This window comes from Agrococcus lahaulensis DSM 17612, from assembly GCF_000425105.1.
Lineage (GTDB): Bacteria > Actinomycetota > Actinomycetes > Actinomycetales > Microbacteriaceae > Agrococcus > Agrococcus lahaulensis.
Map to the genome: position 1 here is coordinate 422,846 of NZ_AULD01000005.1, position 19,032 is coordinate 441,877.

The following is a 19,032-nucleotide window of genomic DNA, read 5'->3' on the forward strand; positions in this document are numbered from 1 at the left end:
GCCATTGCAACTATGAGTTGTGGCAATAGAATGAGCGCATGCCGCAGACGCCGAACGAGGGTCCGCACGAGCGCGAGATGCTCGATCCGCGCCGCTACGACGTGTCCTCGTCGCTCGTCTCCGAGTATGGCTTGAGCGACGGCGAGGTGGAAGAGGTCATCGACCTGTTCGACGCGCTGCGCGGCTGGCACCGCGCGTCGGAGGCGCAGAGCGAGGCGAGTCGGCGCTACATGAAGCTGAGCGAGAACGACATGCGCGCGATCCGCTTCATCATGGCGACGACCCGCGAGCAGCGCATCGTCACCTCGACCATGCTGGCGGAGCACCTCGGCATCACCGGGCCCTCCGTGACGAAGATGCTGGACCGGCTCGAGCGGGGCGGCCACATCCGTCGCGAGGCGCACCCCACCGACCGCCGGGCGCTCTCGCTCGTCGTCTCCGAGAGCACCCAGGAGACCGCGAACGCGACCGTGGGCCGCTACCACCTGCGCCGCTTCCAGGTCGCGTGCGAGATGTCGAGCGCCGATCGCCGCACCGTGACCGCGTTCCTGCGCCGGCTCGCCGAGGTGCCGCTGCTCGAGCCGGGCGCCGAGGCGCCGCAGCCAGGCTAGAAGGGCAGCGGCCCGTCGGGCGCGAACGCCGCCACGGCGCGGTCACGGCCGTGCTCGTCCGCCGCTGTCTCGGCGGGCTCCGCTCCCGCAGCCGGGGCGTCGCGCAGGTCGGTCGCCGCCGCGCGAGCGGCGTCGCGAGCGCGCACCTCGTGGATGAAGCGGCGCACGCGCTGGTCGACGATGATGTCGCCCGGACGCAGCGGCCGCGAGAGGTAGAGGCCCTCGAGCGAGGTCAGGCGCGACAGCGCCACGTAGGTCTGGCCGGGCGCGAATGCGCGCGAGCCGAGGTCGACGACCGCCTCGTCGAAGGTCTTGCCCTGCGCCTTGTGGATCGTGACCGCCCACGCGAGGCGGAGCGGGAACTGCGTGAACTCCGCGACGACGTTGCGCTTGATCTCCTTGGTCGTCGGCGAGTAGGAGTAGCGGTACTGCTCCCACACCGCGGGCTCGACCTCGTGCTGCTCGCCGTCGACCTCGACCCACACGGTGCCGCCGATGTCGACGACCTTGCCGAGCGAGCCGTTGACCCACCGCCCCTCGGCGTCGTTGCGCAGGAACATCACCTGCGCGCCGAGCTTCAGCTGCAGCTCGACGTCGGCCGGGTACTGGCGGCCGCCGTAGTCGCCCGAGACCTCGGCGACGGCCGTCTTCGACTTCCCGGGCAGCTGCGCGAGCGCCCGGCCGTTGATGCGCGTGACCGTGTCGTTGCGGCTCGCGAGCGTCAGCACGTCGGCACTGGGCGTGCGTGCGCCCGCGTCGTTGAGCAGCTGCGCGATCTCGGCGGTCACGGTGCCGTGCCGCACCGCGTTGAGCGCCATCTTGAACTCGAGATCGGTCTGGCGGTGGATGTGCACGAGCTCGACGACCTCGAGCTCCGCCTCCTCGCGCCACACGCGGGCGTCGAAGAACCACATCGACTCGTAGTGGTCGGCGAAGTAGGCGCGCTCCTCGGCATCCCCCGGCACGGGCGCGAGCTGGTACGGGTCGCCGAACATCACCACCTGCACGCCGCCGAACGGCACCGACCGCACACCGCGCGCCTGCCGCAGCGACCGGTCGATCGCATCCATGAGGTCGGCGTTCACCATCGAGATCTCGTCGATCACGAGCAGGTCGAGCGAGTTCAGCATCTGCTTGAGCTCGGTGCGCTGCCGCAGCGGCGCGTCCGCGATGACGCCGAGCGGCAGCTTGAGCAGCGAGTGGATCGTCTGCCCGCCGACGTTGAGCGCCGCGACGCCCGTCGGCGCGCACACGATGATCTGCTTGCGCGAGTGCTCGGTGAGGTGCCGCAGCAGCGTCGACTTGCCGGTGCCCGCGCGGCCGGTGATGAACAGGTGCCCGTCGCCGTCCTCGATGCGCCGGAAGATCGCCAGCTGCTCGGGGGTCAGCTCGACGTCCATCCCTCCATCCTCCCGCACCGGCCCGCCGTCGGCGAGCGCACCCGCGGTCGGCTGTTGACACGCCGCCGTGGAACAGCGGGGCGCGACACGGTGTTACCCCGTGTGACGCCGCATCCGCACACCGCGCGCTCGCGTGCGCCATCATGGATCCGGACAGGAAAGGGGGATGCGCATGTGCCGATTGCTCGCGCACGTCTCCCCCACGCCTGTCACGACGCAGAGCGTGCTGGGTGACGCGAGCTGCCGCGAGTGGCAGCGCCTCGGCCGGCTGCACACCGACGGCTGGGGCACGGCGTGGCTCGACGGCGACGAGGTGCGCCGCTACCGCGACGCGCGCCGCGGACTCGACAATCCCGACCTCACCGACGCGCTCGGCGACACGCCCTCGCGCGCTCGGCTCACGCACCTGCGCCTCGCGACCGAGGGCTTCGCGACGCGCGTGCAGAACACGCACCCGTTCCGGGTCGGCGACATCGCGCTCGCTCACAACGGCTCGGTGGTGCCCTTCGCGCCGCTGCGGGCGAAGGTGACGGATGCGGAGCTCGAGCGCGTGGGCGGAGAGACCGACACCGCGGTCGTCTTCGCGCTCATCCTGCGGCAGGTCGACGCCGGCGTGCCGCTCTTCGACGCCGTGACGGCGACGGTCTCGCAGCTGCGCGAGGAGTTCCCGACGTCGGCCCTCAACCTGCTCGTGCTGAGCCCCGACGAGCTCATCGCGGTGCACGCCAACCAGGGTGCGCCGATCCCGCTCGAGCTCTTCGAGGAGTCCGGCCTCGGCGACGACCTGCCGGTCGACCACGTCGACCACTACTACCAGCTGTCGTGGCGGCGCTCGGAGGATGGCGCGATCGCGGTGACCTCGAGCGGCCTGACGGGCGACGGCTGGAACCGCATGCTGCCCGAGACGGCCGTGCGCATCGACCTCTCCACGCTGCACGTCGAGCGCCGCGAGCTGCACGAGGTCGCGGCGGTCCCCGCCGGCTGAGCCGCTCCGCGCCCGCAGGTGCACAGCGCCTCGAAGCCCCCGTCCACGGATCGGCAGCCGGTTCCCAGCTCCGCGCCCGCCCCTCCGCTGGCTGAGCCGCTCCGCGCCCGCAGGGCGCCGAGCGTGTCGAAGCCCCGTCCACAGGCTGACAGCGGACTCCGCGGCGCTCGACCGACTCCTGCCATCCTCCCGCCATGGCCTGGGTCTACATGCTCCTCTGCAGCGACGGCTCCTACTACGTCGGCAGCACCGGTGTGATCGAGCAGCGCCTGCAGGAGCACGCCGACGGCAAGGGCGCCGAGTACACGAAGCGGCGGCTTCCAGTGGAGCTCGTCTGGGCAGAGGAGCTCGACGGCCTCGCGGAGGCGTACGCCATGGAGCGACGGATCCACGGATGGAGCCGCGCGAAGAAGGAGGCGCTCATCGCCGGCGACTGGGAGCAGATCCGGTCGCTCGCGCGGCGGCGGGGCGTCAAGAAGGTGTCGGCGCGCTTCAGAGACCGCTGAATCACCCGGTCCACTCGTCCTGGGAGGCTTCGACACGGTCAGCGTGCTGCGCGCGCGGACCGGCTCAGCCAGCGGAGAGGCTTCAACCGGCGGCTCCTGAGCCGGCGCGTGCCGGAGGCGCACGCCGAGTCGAAGGGCAACCAGCGTGGTCGGACTTCGACACGCTCTGTCGCCTTCGGCGACGGAGCGGCTCAGCCAGCGGGAAGGCTAGCGGCGGCCGAAGATCGCGAGGGCGATGCCGCCGACGATGAGCACGGCGACGCCGGCCGCCGCGGCGATCCACGGCGTCGGGTCCTCGTTGTAGGAGTCCTGCGCTCGCCCGACGACGCGGTCGGCGACCTTCTTCGGGTTGACCCGGTCCTCGATCTCGTTGAGGTGCTGTCGCAGCTGCTCGCGCTGACGATCGATCTCGCGCTGCTCGGTCATCGCACGTCTCCCTCGACCCTCGTCGCTCCGCCCGCGCCCGTCGTCGTCCGCGGCGCCACCGCGGCCGGCAGGTCGTCGAGCGGGTCGGTGCCGTCGGCCGCGTGCCCGAGGCCGCGCACCATGTTCACGTCGTCCTTGATGCTGTCGACGGCCTCGAGGTCGCCGAAGTCCTTGTTCTTCTTGATGAGCTGGATCCCCACGAGCGCGAGGATCGCCACGATCACGAGCAGCACGGCCGAGACGATGAGCGCCGAGAGCCACGGCGCGAACACCTCGTTGAGGCCCTGGTAGCCCGCATAGAGCAGCCAGCTGAACAGGAAGATGCCCACCACGCCGGCCGCCGCGAGCAGCGCTCCGCCGATGCCGACGCCCTTCGCCTTCTCGGAGAGCTCCTCCTTGAGGTGCCGCACCTCCGCCTTGGCGAGGTCGACGATCATCTGCGGCGTCTCCGCCAGGAGATCGCCGAGCGACTTGCGCGGCGTCATGACACGTCCTCGGGGCGCGCGATCTCGGTCGTGCCGCCGTTGCCGCGGCCGCCCTTGCCCTTGCCGCCCTTCGTGACCTTGCTCATGGCGTCGCCCGCGACGCCCTTCGCCTGCTCGACGAGCTTCGGCGCCTGCGTCTCGACCATGTGCTGCACCTCGTGGCGCTGCTTCTTGACGGTCGGGTTGTTCCAGACCTTGTCGGCCGCGCTGGCGATCTGCTCGTAGCGCTGGCGACCGGCCTTCGCGCCGAGCACGTACCCGGCCCCGAAGCCGATGACGAGAAGGATCCTGCCGCGCATGTTCGCTCCTGCCGTTGGGGGTGCCAGCGGTGCTGGCCTCGTGCCTGTTCACGATACCCAGCAACGCCGGATCCGCGCTCCCAGGTTCCGCTCGGGCGACGCGGAGGAAGCCCCCGCGCCGCCGCGCGATCACCAGATGGTGACGCGTGCCTCCGGGTCGAGCCACAGCCCGTCGCCGGGCCGCACGTCGAAGGCCTCGACGAACGCATCCAGGTTCTTCACGACCTGATTCGTGCGGTGCTCGTTCGGCGAGTGCGGATCGATCGACACGAGCCGCACGGCCTCCTCCGGGCGGATCTTCATCTGCCAGGCCTGCGCCCACGAGAGGAAGAAGCGCTGGGCGCCGGTGAGCCCGTCGATGACGGGCGGCTCCTGGCCACCGAGCGAGTGCAGGTAGGCGCGCCACGCGATGCCGAGGCCGCCCAGGTCGCCGATGTTCTCGCCGATCGTGAGCGCGCCGTTCACCTTGTGCCCCGGCGCGGCGACGGGCTCGAGCGCGTCGTACTGCGCGATGAGCGAGCCGGTGCGCAGCTCGAAGGCCTTCCGGTCGTCGTCCGTCCACCAGTCGATCAAGCGGCCGTCGCCGTCGTACTTCGAGCCCTGGTCGTCGAAGCCGTGCCCGATCTCGTGCCCGATGACGGCGCCGATCGCGCCGTAGTTCGCCGCCGCATCCCGCCCCGCGTCGAAGAAGGGCGGCTGCAGGATGGCCGCGGGGAAGACGATCTCGTTGAAGCCCGGGTTGTAGTAGGCGTTGACGGTCTGCGGGTTCATGAACCACTCGTCGCGGTCGATCGGCTTGCCGATCTTCGCGAGCTCGCGGTCGTGCTCGAACCGCGTCGCCGCCTGCACGTTCGCGACGAGGTCGTCGCCGATCTCGAGCGCCGAGTAGTCGCGCCACGTCGCCGGGTAGCCGATCTTGGGCGTGAACTTCTCGAGCTTCTCGATCGCCCGGCGGCGCGTCTCGGGCCCCATCCACTCGAGCCCCTCGATCGACTCGCGGTAGGCGATCACGAGGTGCTCGATGAGCACGTCCATCGCGGCCTTCGCCTCCGGCGGGTAGTGCCGCTCGACGTAGATCCTGCCGACGGCATCGCCGAGCAGGCCCTCGACGAGCGAGACGCCGCGCTTCCAGCGCTCGCGCTGCTCCGGCGCGCCCGTGAGCGTGCGGCCGTAGAAGTCGAACTGGTCCTTCGAGATCTCGGTCGTGAGGTAGCTCGCGAACGAGCGCAGGATGCCCATGCGCAGCCACGTGCGCCACTCCGGCAGCCGCTCGTCGACGAGCATCGACTCGAGCCCCTCGAAGAAGCTCGGCTGCCGCACGACCGCCTCGTCGAACGTGCCATCGGGCGCGTGGATCGCCCGCAGCCAGGGCCGCAGGCGCTCGTAGCGCTCGACCGGGCGCTGCAGGTTGTAGGTCTTCTCGTCGTCGCGGGACGCGACGCGGTCCCAGTGGTGGGATGCGAGCTCGGTCTCGAGCGCGAAGACGGCGGCCGCGTCGGCGTCGGGCTGGGCGGCGCCGAGGTGGCCGAACATCGTCGTCAGGTGGGCGAGGTAGGCCTCGCGCACCTCGGCGAAGGACTCCTCGCGGTAGTACGACTCGTCGGGCATGCCGAGGCCGCCCTGGTTCATGTGCACGAGGTAGCGCGTGGGGTCGCCCGGGTCGGTGTCGACCCAGACGCCCGTGAAGCCGGGGCCGCCGATCGACTCGAGCTCGCCGAGCAGCGCGAGCAGCTCGTCGATGCTCGAGACGGCGTCGGCGCGCTCGAGCAGCGGCCGGATGGGCTCGATGCCCTTCGCGTCAGCCGCGGCCTCGTCGAGGAAAGATGCGTAGAGGTCGCCGACCTTGCGGGCGTCGGTGCCCGGCTCGGCGTCCTGCATCTCGATCACGATCTCGCGCACCGCTGCCTCCGCCTCCTCGGCGAGCACCGCGAACGAGCCCCAGCGGGCCTTGTCGGCCGGGATCTCGGTGCGCTCGAGCCAGCGCGAGTGGACATGCATGAACAGGTCGTCCTGCGGCCGGACCTCGTCGCTGAAGTCGTCGACGGGCAGGCCTGAGGGCAGGGTCGTCATGCGCTCCAGCCTACGGCCGCCCTCGAGCGGTCGCCGCTAGCGTGGGCGGGTGCGAGTGAAGGCGGATGCGCTCGATCGGGAGATCCTGCGGCTCGCGGTCCCTGCGCTCGGCGCGCTCATGGCCGAGCCCGCGTTCCTGCTCGTCGACACGGCGCTCGTCGGGCACCTCGGCGCCGAGCAGCTCGCGGGCGTCGGCATCGGGGCGGCCGTGCTCTCGACCGCGGTGGGCCTGCTCATCTTCCTCGCCTACGGCACGACGCCCGCCGTCGCGAGGCTGCTCGGCGCCGGCGACCGGCCCGCGGCGATCCGCGCCGGGCTCGACGGCATCTGGCTCGCGATCGTCGCGGGTGCGGTGCTCGTCGCTGCCACGCCGCTCGCCGGGCCGGTCGTCGGGCTCTTCGGGGCCGCATCCGCCGTCACCGAGCACGCGGCGACCTACCTCGGCATCTCGATCCTGGGGCTGCCCGCGATGCTCATCGTGCTCGCCGCCACGGGACTCATGCGCGGGCTGCAGGACACCCGCACCCCGCTCGTCGTCGCGACGATCGGCTTCGCCGCGAACGCGGTGCTCAACGCGCTGCTCATCTACGGCGTCGGCCTCGGCGTCGCCGGCGCGGCGCTCGGCACCGTCATCGCGCAGTGGGGCATGGCGGCGTTCTTCGTGTGGTTCGCGGTGCGGGAGGCGCGCCGGGAGGACGTGCCGCTCGGCATCCGCTGGGGCGACCTCGGGCGCACGGCGTCGACGGGCGGCTGGCTCTTCGTCCGCACCCTCTCGCTGCGCGCGGCGCTGCTCGCGACGACGGTCGTCGCGACGCAGGCCGGCACCGCGACCCTCGCCGCGACGCAGATCGCCTTCACGCTCTTCTCGACGCTCGCCTTCGCGCTCGACGCGCTCGCGATCGCCGGGCAGGCGATGCTCGGCAAGGCGCTCGGCGCGGGCGACGTGGCCGAGGCGCGGGCGGTCACCCGGCGGCTGCAGGTGTGGGGCGTGGGGTTCGGATGCGTCGTGGGCGCCCTGCTGCTCGCGGTCGCGTGGGTGCTCGGCGGCGTCTTCACCTCCGACCCGGCGGTGCTCGACGCGCTGCCGATCGCGCTCGTGCTGCTCGCGCTCGCGCAGCCGATCGCCGGGTTCGTCTTCGTGCTCGACGGCGTGCTCATCGGCGCGGGCGACGCGCGCTACCTCGCGCTCACGGGCGTGCTCAACCTCGCGGTCTACCTGCCGCTGCTGCTCCTCGCGCTCCTGCCGGGCGTCGACGCGCTCGCCGTGATCTGGGCGGCCTTCTCCTTCGGCTACCTCGGCGCGCGGGCGACGACGCTCGGCCTCCGGGCACGCTCGGACGCCTGGCTCCGCACGGGGCGCCGCTGACGCATCCGCCCCTCTCGCGCAGCCTCCGTGCACAACGCAAGCCCGCGGGCGAGCAGCAGCGGCGAGCCCGGGGCACCTCCCCGATCCGCCGCGCGACCCGCCGACGCGGCTTGCGTTGTGCACGGGGAAGCGGGGTGCCGACCAGCTTCAGACGACCGCGTCGCGGCGCGAGAAGCGCAGCGCCGCAGCGACGAGGAGGGTCGCGGCGATCGCGAGCAGCCACCACGTGCCGGTCCAGTCGGGATCGGGGTCGAGCGGGTTCGCGACCCAGTGGAAGGGGCTCAGGTTCTCGATCCACTCCCACTGCTCGCCGAGCAGGGGCGCGAAGTCGCCCGCGAGCATGAGGCCGATGAGCAGCACCCAGCCGAGCCAGGCCACGGCTCCGGGCAGGAACGCGACGATCGCCGCACCGACCGCGAGGTAGACGGCGACGAGCGGCACGTGGGCGCCGGCGATCGCGACGAGCTGGTCCCAGCGGTCGTCGCCGGCCGCGCTGAGCGAGGCTCCCGCGACCGCCGTGAAGGAGGCGAGGGTCGCGAGCCCGGCGACGACGCCCACGAGCAGGTGGCTCGCGAGCCAGCCCGAGCGGCGCACCGGGGCGGAGAGCACGAGCTCGCCGTGCGCGAGCTCCTCGTGACGGAGCCGCAGCGCCGCCTGCATCGCGGCGGCGCTCGCCATGAGGCCGATGAACGCGGCGAGCGCAGTGAGGAAGACGCCCTCGGTGTCGGCGCCCTCCGCGCCGAGCGTCGCGACGATGCGGGCCAGGCCGGCGTTGTCGGCGAGCGCACCCGCGACGACGGGCGCGAGCCGGCCCGCGATCGCACCGATCGCAGCGGCGACGAGCATCCAGGCGAGCGCGGCGCCCGAGAGCAGCCGCGCGCTGAGCCCGAGCGGCGCGCTCCAGGGCATCGCGCCGAGGAGCGCCCCCGCGCTCGCGCGACCGCCGCGCTCGGGCAGGAGCGATCCGCCGAGCTCGCGGCGCGACTCGAGGAGCACGACGAGCGCGGCGAGCACGAGCGCCGTCGGGGGCAGCAGCAGGAGCGGCGTCGCATCCGGCGACCACGGCGGGTCGGCGAACGGATGCGCCTGCGCGCCCCAGCCGATCGGCGAGAACCAGACCGGCCAGGCCGCCTCGACGCGCGTGAGGTCGGCGCTCGGCTCGCCGAGCGCATCCCCGATCCCGCGCACGAGGAACCACGCGCCCACCACGATCGCCGCGGCGCCGTTCGCCGCGCGCGACGTCGGCAGCGCCTGCGCGGCGAGCAGGCCGACGAGCAGCGCGGGCGCCCCGACGCCCGCGAGCGCCGCGGCCATCAGCAGCGAGCCCGTCGCGTCGAGGCCGAGGGCGATCGACACCGCGGCGGTGAGGCCGCACACGAGGGCGAGCTCGATGGCGCCCGCGAGCACGGTCGCCGCGAGCGGCGCCCAGCGGCCGACCGCCGTGCCCCGCACGAGCTCGGCCCGGCCGGCGTCCTCGTCGCCGCGGGAGTGCCGCACCGCGAAGAAGGTCATCATGAGGCCGACCATCACGGCGAGGTAGGCGTAGGTCGAGACGAACATCACCGCGCTGAGGCCCACGCCGGCGGGCGCGCCGCGCAGCAGCAGCAGCGCCGGCTGGGCCGAGAGCAGGGCGACGAGGCCGCGCCGCGACTCCTCGTCGAACGCCGCGCCGACGCCGCCGACCACCGCGGCCCAGAGCCCGGCGACCCCGAGCGCCCAGAGCAGGATGCTCAGCCGGTCGCGGCGGAGGGCCGCGCCGAGCAGCAGGCGGGTGCCGTCCATGGCCTCACTCCGCGTGGCGGCCGCGGCGGCGCTCGCCTCGCTCCGGCGCGGCCGCCGGCAGCACGCCCGTCGAGGCGATCGGGCTGGTGAGCTCCTCCGGCTCGGTGAGCGCGTCGACGTCGGGCGCGAGCAGCTCCTCGCCGTGCCGCTCGCCCTTCGCGCGCTCCGAGCGCGCGCGATCGACGCGCTCCGCGTCGCCGTAGTGGCGGAGGAACAGCTCCTCGAGGGCTCGGGGGCGTGAGCGTGACCGCCTGCGCCTCGTGCTCGCCGAGCCAGCGCAGCACCGACGGCACGTCCTCGGCGGCGACCGAGCCGCGCACGCGGTCGCCGTCGACGGCGACGTCGACGATCGGCACGCCCACCGGTGCGGGGCCGCGGTAGGCGACGACCGCGTGCCGGAGGTGCCGCAGCGCGTCGAGCGAGCCGCTCTCGACGACCCGGCCGTCGCGGATGATCGAGACGACGTCGCACAGCTGCTCGACCTCGCTGAGGATGTGGCTTGAGAGCAGCACGGTCGCGCCGCGCTCGGCGACCCGGCGGATCTCGGCCTGGAAGACGCTCTCCATGAGCGGGTCGAGCCCGCTCGTCGGCTCGTCGAGGATGTAGAGGTCGGCCTCGCTCGCGAAGGCGGCGATGAGCGCGACCTTCTGCCGGTTGCCCTTCGAGTAGGCCTTCGCGCGCCGGCGCGGGTCGAGATCGAAGGCCTCGATGAGCCGGGCGCGGTCGGATGCGGGGGCTCGGTGACCGCGGAGGCGCGTGAGGGTGTCGATCGCCTCGCCGCCCGTGAGGCCTGGCCACAGGGTCACGTCGCCGGGCACGGTCGCGACGCGCCGGTGGATCGCGACGGCGTCGCGCCAGGGGTGCATGCCGAACACGCTCGCCTCGCCGCCCGTCGCGCGCAGCATGCCGAGCAGCACGCGGATCGCGGTCGACTTGCCCGCGCCGTTCGGGCCGAGGAAGCCGTGCACCTGACCGCGCTCGACGACGAGGTCGAGCCCGTCGAGCGCGCGCACGCGCCCGAATCGCTTCTCGAGGCCCCTCGTCTCGACCACCGCCTCCGGCATGGCGCCGACGCTACTCCCCCGCGGCGCGACCGTCACGGGCGGGCAGGGCGCGGCCGGGCACGGCAGAATGGGGCGAGTGCACTCCGTGACCGCCTGGCGCAACGCCGTCTTCGCCGCCTTCTTCGCGATGGGGTTCGGCTACGCGAGCTGGATGGCCCGAGTGCCGCACGTGCGCGACATGCTCGACGTCTCGACCGGCGAGATGGGCATGCTGCTGCTCGGCATCTCGATCGGCTCGGTGACGGGCCTGCTCGTCGCGAGCCACGTCATCCACGCACTCGGCACCCGGCTCGTCGTCTCGATCGGCATGATCTCGGTCTCGGTGGGCCTCTCGGTCGCCGGCTGGGCGGCCGACGCCGGCACGGCGTGGCTCGTCGTCGGGGGCTTCATCCTCGGCGGCAGCCTCACCGGCATGACCGATGTCGCGATGAACATCTCGGGCGCCGCGAACGAGCGCGCCGTCGGCAAGCCCATCATGCCGATCTTCCACGCCTTCTTCTCGTTCGGCACGGTCGCGGGCGCGGGCCTCGGCGCGCTGTGCGAAGCGCTCGGCATCGGCGTCGGCTGGCAGGCGACGGGCGTCGCGATCCTGACCGCCGCGCTCGGCATCACGATCTACCGCTACCTCCCGGCCGACACGGTCGCCGAGCACGAGGAGCCCGTGACGCTCCGCGAGCGGCTCGCGGTCTGGAAGGACCCGCGCACGCTCCTGCTCGGCCTGCTCGTGCTCGGCATGTCGCTCACCGAGGGCTCCGCGAACGACTGGCTCGCCCTCACCATGGTCGACGGCCACGGCTTCTCGAACGAGGGCGGCGCCGTCATGCTCGCGCTCTTCCTCACCGCGATGACCGGCGGACGGCTGCTCGGCGTCATGCTGCTCGAGCGCTTCGGCCGCGTGCCGGTGCTCCGCGGCACCGCCGCGCTCGCCGCGATCGGCCTGCTGCTCGTCATCTTCGCCGACCACCCGGCGCTCGTCATCGCCGGCGTGCTGCTGTGGGGCGTCGGCGCGAGCCTCGGCTTCCCGGTCGGCATGAGCGCCGCCGCCGACGAGCCGCGCCTCGCCGCCGCGCGCGTCGGCACCGTCTCGGCGATCGGCTACATCGCCTTCCTCGCCGGGCCGCCGCTGCTCGGCCTGCTCGGCGACCTCGTGGGGCTCCGCCTCGCGATGCTCGCCGTGCTCGTCTTCGTGCTGCTCTCGCTGCTCACCAGCCACGTGGCCCGTGAGCGCACCCCGACCCCCGAGGAGACCCGATGAGGATCGTCGTCGCCCGCTGCTCCGTCGACTACGCCGGCCGGCTCTCGGCCCACCTCCCGCTCGCACCGCGCGTGCTCATGCTCAAGGCTGACGGCTCGATCCTCGTCCACTCCGACGGCGGCTCGTACAAGCCGCTCAACTGGATGAGCCCGCCCGCGGTGTTCACCGCATCCGAGCCCGACGACGAGCAGCGCGCGGCCGGCATCACCGAGGTGTGGACGGTGACGCACAGGAAGACCGGCGACTCGCTCATCGTGTCGGTGCACGAGGTGCTCTCGGATGCGTCGCACGAGCTGGGCGTCGACCCCGGGCTCGTGAAGGACGGCGTCGAGGCGCACCTGCAGGTGCTGCTCGCCGAGCAGATCGAGCGCCTCGGCGACGGCTTCGAGCTGTGGCGGCGGGAGTACATGACGCCGATCGGGCCGGTCGACATCCTCGCGCGCGACGCGGAGGGCGCGACCGTCGCCGTCGAGATCAAGCGGCGCGGCGAGATCGACGGCGTCGAGCAGCTCACGCGCTACCTCGAGCTGCTCAACCGCGATCCGCGCATCGCGCCCGTCACGGGCGTGTTCGCGGCGCAGGAGATCAAGCCGCAGGCGAGGACGCTCGCCGAGGACCGCGGCATCCGCTGCGTCGTGCTCGACTACGACGAGATGCGCGGCATCGACTCGGGGCACGCGCGGCTCTTCTGACGTCCCGGGCGGGCCCGGAGCGGCTCAGCTGGCGGAGGGGCTACGCCGAGTAGGGGTCGATGCGCTCGCGCCAGCCGGCGGGGCTCTGCGGCGGCTCGTCATCGCGCGACGCGTACGGGTCGACGCGATCGGGCGCGGGGGCGGATGCGGCGGGCACGGGATCCTCGCGCGACGCGTAGGGCGACACGTGGTCGGGCATCCGGCCGCCCGGCTCGGGCAGCGCATCCTCGCGCGACGCGTAGGGCGCCACGCGCTCGGGCGCGGGAGCGGAGCCGGCAGGCAGCGCGTCGTCGTGCGACGAGTAGGGCTCGACCCGGTCGCGCCAGCCGGCGGCGGGCGGGGTGCCGCCGAAGTCCTCGTCGACGAACGGTGCCGACGACGGCACGGCGAAGGCCTGCCCCGCCTCGCCGAACGGCTCCTGCGGCTCGCGCTGCTGGGCTGCATCGGATTGCGGCACGGTGACCTCCCACGGCTCCGGTGGCGGACTGCTGAAGCTGACGGCGAGCGGGTGCTCGGCCGGTCCCGCGGGCTCCGGCCGCTCGAGCCGCATGCCGGCGGCGTCGGTGCGCGTGCCGCACGCGGGGCACTGGAGGGCGGCGACGCGGCCGTCCTCGTCGACGTCGACGACGCATCCGCCGATCACGACGTCGCCCGCGTCGCCCACATCGGCGATCGTGCCGTAGCCCCAGACGATCTCGAGCATGGCGGTGCCGCACTCCGGGCACGCCGACGCCTTCGCCATGCGCACACGGTAGCCCGCGACCGCAGCCCACACCACCCTCGCGAGCGCAGAGTTCCGGCACTCTGCGCTCGGACGGCGGTCGAGACCGCAGAGTGCCGCCACTCCGCGGGAGGCTGGCCGGGCGCTACGCGATTGTCGCGGCGGCGGCGGCCTTCGCGGCGGCGGGGAGCGCCTCGACGATGCGCGCGAGCGGCTCGTCGCCGTGCGCGGCGGTGACGAACCACGCCTCGAACACGCTCGGCGGCAGGCTCACGCCCGCCTCGCGCATCGCGTGGAAGAACGGCGGGTAGCGGAACGCCTCCTGCTGCCGCACCTCGTCGAAGCTGCGGGGCGCGGTCTCGGAGAACGCCACCGAGAAGAGGCTGCCGACGCGGCTGATCGCGTGGGCGACGCCCTCGGCGCGCAGGGCGTCGGTGAGCGCCGCGGTGATCGTGTCGGCCGCCGCGTCGAGCCTGCGGTAGACATCGTCGGTCGCGAGCCGCAGGGTCGTGAGGCCGGCCGCGACCGCGACCGGGTTCCCCGAGAGCGTGCCGGCCTGGTAGACGGGGCCGAGCGGCGCGAGCAGCTCCATGAGGTCGCGCCGGCCGCCGACCGCGGCGAGCGGCATGCCGCCGCCGATGACCTTGCCGAACGTGAGGAGGTCGGGCGCCTCGTCGCCGCTCCAGCGCTCGATGCCCCACATGCCGGCCGCGTCGACGCGGAAGCCCGTGAGCACCTCGTCGCTGATGAGCAGCGCGCCGTGCGCGTGCGCGGTGCGGGCGAGGAAGCCGTTGAAGTCGCCGTCGGGCTCGACGACGCCCATGTTGGCGGCGGCGGCCTCGACGATCACGGCCGCAATGCGCTCGCCGTGCTCGGCGAAGACCGCCTCGATCGCGTCGCGGTCGTTGTAGGGCACGACGAGCGTCGTCGCCGCGACGGCCTCGGGGATGCCGGCCGAGCCGGGCATCGCGAGCGTCGCGAGGCCGGAGCCCGCCGCGACGAGCAGGCCGTCGGAGTGGCCGTGGTAGTGCCCGTCGAACTTCACGAGCAGGTCGCGGCCCGTCGCGCCGCGCGCGATGCGGATCGCGGTCATCGTCGCCTCGGTGCCGGTCGAGACGAGCCGGAGTCGCTCGACCGGGCCGACGCGGCGCTCGACCTCCTCGGCGAGCAGCGCCTCGGCGGGCGTCGAGGCGCCGAAGGAGAGGCCGTGGCTCGAGGCGTCCTGCACCGCCTCGATCACCTCGGGGTGCGCGTGGCCGAGGATCGCGGGGCCCCAGCTCGCGACGAGGTCGACGAGGTCGCGGCCCTCGGCATCCGTGACGTACGCGCCGTGCGCGCGCACGAGGAACGAGGGCGTGCCGCCGACCGAGCCGAAGGCCCGCACGGGGCTGTTGACGCCGCCGGGGATCGCGAGCTTCGCCCGCTCGAACAGCTCGGCGTTCGTGCTCACGAGCGGCCTCCCATCGCGCCCAGGCCCATCGTGCCGAGCAGCTGCGCCTGCTCGATCGCCCAGTAGGTCAGCACGACGTCGGCGCCCGCGCGCACGATGCTCGTGAGGCTCTCGGCGATCATCCGGTCGCGGTCGATCCAGCCGTTCGCGGCGGCGGCCTCGACCATCGCGTACTCCCCCGACACCTGGTAGGCCCACACGGGCACGTCGGATGCGGCGGCGACGTCGGCGAGCACGTCGAGGTAGAGGCTCGCGGGCTTCACCATCACGATGTCGGCGCCCTCGGCGATGTCGAGCAGCGCCTCGCGGAGGCCCTCGCGGCGGTTCGCGGGATCCTGCTGGTAGGTCTTGCGGTCGCCCGTGAGGCTCGAGTCGACGGCCTCGCGGAAGGGCCCGTAGAGGGCGGTCGCGTACTTCGCGGAGTAGGCGAGGATCGCGGTCGACTCGTGGCCCGCCTCGTCGAGCGCCGCGCGCACGCGCTCGATCTGGCCGTCCATCATGCCGCTGAGCCCGAGGATCTGCGAGCCTGCCTCCGCTTGCGCGATCGCCATCGCGGCGTAGCGCTCGAGCGTCGCGTCGTTGTCGACCGAGCCGTCGGCCGCGAGCACGCCGCAGTGGCCGTGGTCGGTGAACTCGTCGAGGCACAGGTCGGTCTGCACCACGGTCGCGTCGCCGAAGCGCTCGGCGAGGAAGGCGGTGGCCCGGTTGAGGATGCCGTCGGGATCCGTCGCGCCCGAGCCCACCGCATCCTTCTCCTGCGGCACGCCGAAGAGCATGACGCCGCCGACGCCCGCCTCGATCGCGCGCTCGACCTCCTGCGCGGCCGAGTCGAGCGTGTGCTGCACCTGGCCGGGCATCGAGCCGATGGGCCGGGGCTCGCTCAGCCCCTCGGCGACGAACATCGGCAGCACGAGCTGCGCGGGGTGGATGCGGGTCTCGGCCATGAGGCGGCGCATGGGAGCGCTCTGCCGCAGCCGGCGGGGGCGGATCGTGGGGGACATCCCCTCCAGGGTACTCTCGCCGTTTGCCCTCGCCCCTCGGGCCGCTTGCGCTGAGAGCGCAAGGATCAGGCCAGCAGGCCCAGCCCCTGACACACGTGTCAGCCGTGGGCGGTCCCCGCTGCCAGAGCCGCGTCGATCGCCTCCTCGAGCACGCCGATGACGCGCCAGCCGCCCTCCGAGCTGTTGCCGAGCACGCTCGCGGTCGTGCGGGTCGCCACGACGTGCGTCGAGCGGAAGGAGGCGCCCGCGTCCCAACCCTCGAGGATGAGGGCGTCGTGCGTGCCGTGCAGCCAGAAGCCGAGCCCGTAGCGCTTCTCCTCCTCCGGCACGTCGTTGCGCGGGCGGATCATCTCGTCGACCGTCGCGCGCGAGACGATCCGCCCGTCGAGCAGCGCGAGCCAGAAGCGGTGCAGGTCGTCGGCGGTCGTGAAGATGCCGCCGTCGCCGTTGCCGAGGATCGGCAGGTGCAGCGTGTTGACGAGGTCGCCCTCGTCGTCGATGTAGCCGCGCGCGGCGTCGGCGGGCAGCGCGTTGAGCGGCAGGAAGCCGGTGCGCTCGAGGCCCGCGGGCTCGAGCACGAGCCGGCGCACCGCGTCGTGGTAGCCCTCGCCCGTGACCCGCTCGAGCACGATCGCGAGCACCATGTAGCCGCCGTTGCAGTAGGCGAAGCGCTCGCCGGGCGGGAGCTTCTTCGCGTGCCCCTCGAGCATCGGCAGGAACGCCTCTGCGCTCGTGAGCCGGTGCGCCGGCACCTCGAGCACGTAGTCGGCCGGCTCCCAGTCGGAGTCCTCGTCGAGGTAGTCGCCGATCCCGGAGGTGTGGCCGAGCAGCTGCTCGATCGTCACGCGCTCGTCGATGAGCGGGAGGTCGTCGCCGAGCAGCTCGCGCACGGGCTGGTCGAGCCGCAGCTCGCCCTGCTCGACGAGCCTCATGATCGCGAGCGCCGTGAAGCCCTTGCCGCCGCTCGCGATCGCGATGCGCGCGTCGGCGCGCATCGGCACCCCGAGCGCGCGGTGCAGGTGGCCCGCGACGAGCTCGAGCGTGCGCTCGTCGCCGACGTCGATCGTCGCGACGCCGGTGAACGATCCCTTCGCGACCGCCTCGTCGAGCGCTGCCTGATCGATGTGCATCGTGTGCCTCCTGCGTGTGTCCAGCCGCCCAGGCTACCCGCGCGCCGTGCCGACGGCGTCGATCGGGCGGTCGAGCAGCCGCCCGTCGTCGATCGACCAGCGGCGCGTGAGGCCGAGCCGCTCGAGGAACGCCTCGTCGTGGCTCACGACGACGAGCGCTCCGCGATGCGCTGCGAGCGCTTCGACGAGCCGATCGATCGAGTCGAGGTCGAGCGAGTTCGTCGGCTCGTCGAGCAGCAGCAGCTGCGGCGCCGGCTCGGCGAGCAGCACCCTCGCGAGCGCGAGCCGGAACCGCTCGCCGCCCGAGAGCTCGCGCACCCGCTGCTCCGCGCGAGCGCCACGGAAGAGGAACCGGGCGAGCTGCGCCCGCACGTGCTGCGGCGAGCGACCCGGCGCCCTCTCGCGCACCGCGTCGACGAGCGTCGCCTCCTCGTCATCGAAGCGGATGCGCTGCGGCAGGATCGCGGTCTCCCGGATGCGGTGGGTCACCTCGGCGACGGGCGTCGGCGCGCCGTCGGCCGGCCCTGAGGCGCCGTCCCGGGCGTCGCCGGCGATCGCCTCGAGCAGCGTCGTCTTGCCGGCGCCGTTGGGACCGGTCAGGGCGATGCGCTCGGGACCGCGCACGAGCAGCTCGCCGTGCGCGTCGCGGAGCGCGAGCACGTCACGGCCAGCGGGCACGACCGTGCCGGGCAGCTCGATGCGGATCGCGCGGTCCGCGCGCAGCTGCGCCTGCGCATCCTCGAGCGCCGACTCCGCTCGCCGGCGCCGGTCGTCGTGCAGGTCGCGGTGCTTCGCGGCGGAGACCTGCGCCGACCGGGCCTTCAGCTTCATGACGGCGCGCGGTTCGCGCTTCTCGGCGTAGGCCTTCCGCGCGATGCGGGATCGGCCGGCGAGTTGCAGCTCGGCCTCGACGCGATCGCGTCGCTCGCGGCGCAGCTGCTGCTCGGCGTCGCGAACAGCGCGCTCGGCCGCCGCCTGCTCGGCGTCGATCGCCGCGCGGTAGGTCGAGTAGGGGCCGTCGAAGGTGCGCAGGCTCGAGCCCTCGACCGGCGCCGCACCGTGCAGCTCGGCGATGCGGTCGACGCGCTCGAGCAGCGCGACGTCGTGGCTGACGACGACGAGCGTGCCGCGCCAGGCGCCGATCGCGTCGTGCAGCCGCGCGCGAGCGCGCGCGTCGAGGTCGTTCGTCGGCTCGTCGAGCAGGGCGATGTCGGCGCGCTGCAGCCGGATGGCCGCGAGCCCGACGAGCATCGCCTCGCCGCCCGAGAGCGACGAAACGGGCCGCCGCAGCAGGTCGGCGTCGCCCGCGAGGCCGAGCGCGGCGAGCTCGCCGAGCGCATCCGCCTCGATCCCCCACCGGTCGCCGACGGCGTCGAAGCGGTGCTCGTCGACGTCGCCGCGCTCGATCGCGGCGATCGCGTCGAGCACGGGCGCGATGCCGAGCGCGTCGGCGACGCTGCCCGGGCCGAGCGCGAGCTGCTGCCGCAGCGTCGCGACGGTGCCGTGCACGACGAGCTCGCCGGTCGTCGGCGAGAGCTCCCCGGCGATGAGCCGGAGGAGCGTGGACTTGCCGGAGCCGTTGCGGCCCACGAGGCCCGTGCGGCCGTGGCCGAGCGCGCCGGTGACGGCGTCGAGCGCGACGGTGCCGTCGGGCCAGGTGAGCGAGACGCGCGAGAGCGCGATGGCGGCGTGTGCCACGAGGAGACCTCCGAGAGCGTGGATGCGCTGACGGATGCGTCGACGGTGCGTGTGCCGTCGGGTCAGCGCGGGATCGCGGCTCCCGTGCTGT

General features: G+C 73.5%; 17 protein-coding genes and 1 pseudogene. 6 read left to right on the top strand and 12 right to left on the bottom strand.

The window, feature by feature from the left end:
- Nucleotides 1-38: 38 nt before the first annotated feature.
- Nucleotides 39-611: a MarR family winged helix-turn-helix transcriptional regulator gene (locus tag H508_RS14085; RefSeq protein ID WP_051222559.1), complete on the top strand. Its 573-nt coding sequence runs from the start codon at nt 39-41 to the stop codon at nt 609-611.
- On the opposite strand, the gene H508_RS14090 is transcribed toward H508_RS14085, so the two are convergent.
- Entirely contained in the window at nt 608-2,011 is a 1,404-nt protein-coding gene (locus H508_RS14090; RefSeq protein WP_084154970.1) for an ATP-dependent DNA helicase, read from the bottom strand. The two genes, H508_RS14085 and H508_RS14090, sit on opposite strands and share 4 nt — an antisense overlap.
- Nucleotides 2,012-2,183: 172 nt before the next feature.
- Between H508_RS14090 and H508_RS0102585 the strand changes: the two genes are divergently transcribed.
- Complete coding sequence (locus tag H508_RS0102585) at nt 2,184-2,996, top strand: class II glutamine amidotransferase (RefSeq protein ID WP_169514149.1); 813 nt, start codon at nt 2,184-2,186, stop codon at nt 2,994-2,996.
- A 194-nt stretch (nt 2,997-3,190) separates the two neighbouring features.
- The gene (locus H508_RS0102590) at nt 3,191-3,502 is read left to right on the top strand and encodes a GIY-YIG nuclease family protein (RefSeq protein ID WP_026372915.1); all 312 of its coding nucleotides are present in this window, start codon (nt 3,191-3,193) and stop codon (nt 3,500-3,502) included.
- A 207-nt stretch (nt 3,503-3,709) separates the two neighbouring features.
- On the opposite strand, the gene H508_RS0102595 is transcribed toward H508_RS0102590, so the two are convergent.
- The 4 genes from H508_RS0102595 to H508_RS0102610 form a co-directional block, all read right to left on the bottom strand.
- Nucleotides 3,710-3,928 (bottom strand): DUF3618 domain-containing protein, encoded by a 219-nt coding sequence (locus H508_RS0102595; RefSeq protein ID WP_021009552.1) that lies wholly within the window; start codon nt 3,926-3,928, stop codon nt 3,710-3,712.
- A complete protein-coding gene (locus H508_RS14095; protein WP_051222562.1) occupies nt 3,925-4,413 on the bottom strand; it encodes a phage holin family protein in 489 nt (162 codons plus the stop codon). Before H508_RS14095 ends, H508_RS0102595 begins: the two co-directional genes overlap by 4 nt.
- Nucleotides 4,410-4,712, bottom strand: coding sequence for a hypothetical protein (locus H508_RS14100; protein ID WP_035253675.1), 303 nt, complete (start codon nt 4,710-4,712; stop codon nt 4,410-4,412). Before H508_RS14100 ends, H508_RS14095 begins: the two co-directional genes overlap by 4 nt.
- Before the next feature lie 129 nt (nt 4,713-4,841).
- The gene (locus H508_RS0102610) at nt 4,842-6,782 is read right to left on the bottom strand and encodes a M13 family metallopeptidase (protein WP_026372916.1); all 1,941 of its coding nucleotides are present in this window, start codon (nt 6,780-6,782) and stop codon (nt 4,842-4,844) included.
- 49 nt (nt 6,783-6,831) lie between these two features.
- On the opposite strand from H508_RS0102610, the gene H508_RS0102615 reads away from it, so the two are divergent.
- Complete coding sequence (locus tag H508_RS0102615) at nt 6,832-8,148, top strand: MATE family efflux transporter (RefSeq protein ID WP_026372917.1); 1,317 nt, start codon at nt 6,832-6,834, stop codon at nt 8,146-8,148.
- A 147-nt stretch (nt 8,149-8,295) separates the two neighbouring features.
- Here the strand turns inward: H508_RS0102615 and H508_RS14105 are convergent, their stop codons facing one another.
- Nucleotides 8,296-9,930: a hypothetical protein gene (locus H508_RS14105; protein WP_051222564.1), complete on the bottom strand. Its 1,635-nt coding sequence runs from the start codon at nt 9,928-9,930 to the stop codon at nt 8,296-8,298.
- Nucleotides 9,931-10,108: 178 nt separating this feature from the next.
- A pseudogene (locus H508_RS14110) lies at nt 10,109-10,994 on the bottom strand (ABC transporter ATP-binding protein); the annotation flags it as partial.
- 76 nt (nt 10,995-11,070) lie between these two features.
- On the opposite strand from H508_RS14110, the gene H508_RS14115 reads away from it, so the two are divergent.
- Nucleotides 11,071-12,249 carry an MFS transporter gene (locus H508_RS14115; RefSeq protein WP_211220830.1) on the top strand — a complete coding sequence of 393 codons (1,179 nt, stop codon included), beginning with the start codon at nt 11,071-11,073 and terminating at the stop codon, nt 12,247-12,249.
- Entirely contained in the window at nt 12,246-12,941 is a 696-nt protein-coding gene (gene nucS, locus H508_RS0102635; RefSeq protein WP_021009562.1) for an endonuclease NucS, read from the top strand. Before H508_RS14115 ends, nucS begins: the two co-directional genes overlap by 4 nt.
- Before the next feature lie 40 nt (nt 12,942-12,981).
- On the opposite strand, the gene H508_RS0102640 is transcribed toward nucS, so the two are convergent.
- The 5 genes from H508_RS0102640 to H508_RS0102660 form a co-directional block, all read right to left on the bottom strand.
- Entirely contained in the window at nt 12,982-13,683 is a 702-nt protein-coding gene (locus tag H508_RS0102640) for a hypothetical protein (RefSeq protein ID WP_026372918.1), read from the bottom strand.
- A gap of 124 nt (nt 13,684-13,807) precedes the next feature.
- The gene (hemL, locus tag H508_RS0102645) at nt 13,808-15,112 is read right to left on the bottom strand and encodes a glutamate-1-semialdehyde 2,1-aminomutase (RefSeq protein ID WP_026372919.1); all 1,305 of its coding nucleotides are present in this window, start codon (nt 15,110-15,112) and stop codon (nt 13,808-13,810) included.
- Nucleotides 15,109-16,113, bottom strand: a complete 1,005-nt coding sequence (hemB, locus tag H508_RS0102650) for a porphobilinogen synthase (RefSeq protein ID WP_084154972.1) — start codon at nt 16,111-16,113, stop codon at nt 15,109-15,111. The genes hemL and hemB overlap by 4 nt, the downstream gene beginning before the upstream one ends.
- 98 nt (nt 16,114-16,211) lie before the next feature.
- Nucleotides 16,212-17,243, bottom strand: coding sequence for a serine hydrolase domain-containing protein (locus H508_RS0102655; RefSeq protein WP_026372921.1), 1,032 nt, complete (start codon nt 17,241-17,243; stop codon nt 16,212-16,214).
- A gap of 33 nt (nt 17,244-17,276) precedes the next feature.
- The gene (locus tag H508_RS0102660) at nt 17,277-18,941 is read right to left on the bottom strand and encodes an ABC-F family ATP-binding cassette domain-containing protein (RefSeq protein ID WP_026372922.1); all 1,665 of its coding nucleotides are present in this window, start codon (nt 18,939-18,941) and stop codon (nt 17,277-17,279) included.
- Between the last annotated feature and the right edge of the window lie 91 nt (nt 18,942-19,032).

Bases quoted from the DNA above. Each gene is read 5' to 3' on its own strand.
- nucS (WP_021009562.1), top strand. From the start codon at position 12,246: ATGAGGATCGTCGTCGCCCGCTGCTCCGTCGACTACGCCGGCCGGCTC.
- H508_RS0102655 (WP_026372921.1), bottom strand. From the start codon at position 17,243: ATGCACATCGATCAGGCAGCGCTCGACGAGGCGGTCGCGAAGGGATCG.
- H508_RS14105 (WP_051222564.1), bottom strand. From the start codon at position 9,930: ATGGACGGCACCCGCCTGCTGCTCGGCGCGGCCCTCCGCCGCGACCGG.
- H508_RS0102590 (WP_026372915.1), top strand. From the start codon at position 3,191: ATGGCCTGGGTCTACATGCTCCTCTGCAGCGACGGCTCCTACTACGTC.
- H508_RS0102610 (WP_026372916.1), bottom strand. From the start codon at position 6,782: ATGACGACCCTGCCCTCAGGCCTGCCCGTCGACGACTTCAGCGACGAG.
- H508_RS0102595 (WP_021009552.1), bottom strand. From the start codon at position 3,928: ATGACCGAGCAGCGCGAGATCGATCGTCAGCGCGAGCAGCTGCGACAG.
- H508_RS14100 (WP_035253675.1), bottom strand. From the start codon at position 4,712: ATGCGCGGCAGGATCCTTCTCGTCATCGGCTTCGGGGCCGGGTACGTG.
- H508_RS14095 (WP_051222562.1), bottom strand. From the start codon at position 4,413: ATGACGCCGCGCAAGTCGCTCGGCGATCTCCTGGCGGAGACGCCGCAG.
- H508_RS14085 (WP_051222559.1), top strand. From the start codon at position 39: ATGCCGCAGACGCCGAACGAGGGTCCGCACGAGCGCGAGATGCTCGAT.
- H508_RS14090 (WP_084154970.1), bottom strand. From the start codon at position 2,011: ATGGACGTCGAGCTGACCCCCGAGCAGCTGGCGATCTTCCGGCGCATC.
- H508_RS0102640 (WP_026372918.1), bottom strand. From the start codon at position 13,683: ATGGCGAAGGCGTCGGCGTGCCCGGAGTGCGGCACCGCCATGCTCGAG.
- hemB (WP_084154972.1), bottom strand. From the start codon at position 16,113: ATGTCCCCCACGATCCGCCCCCGCCGGCTGCGGCAGAGCGCTCCCATG.
- H508_RS0102585 (WP_169514149.1), top strand. From the start codon at position 2,184: ATGTGCCGATTGCTCGCGCACGTCTCCCCCACGCCTGTCACGACGCAG.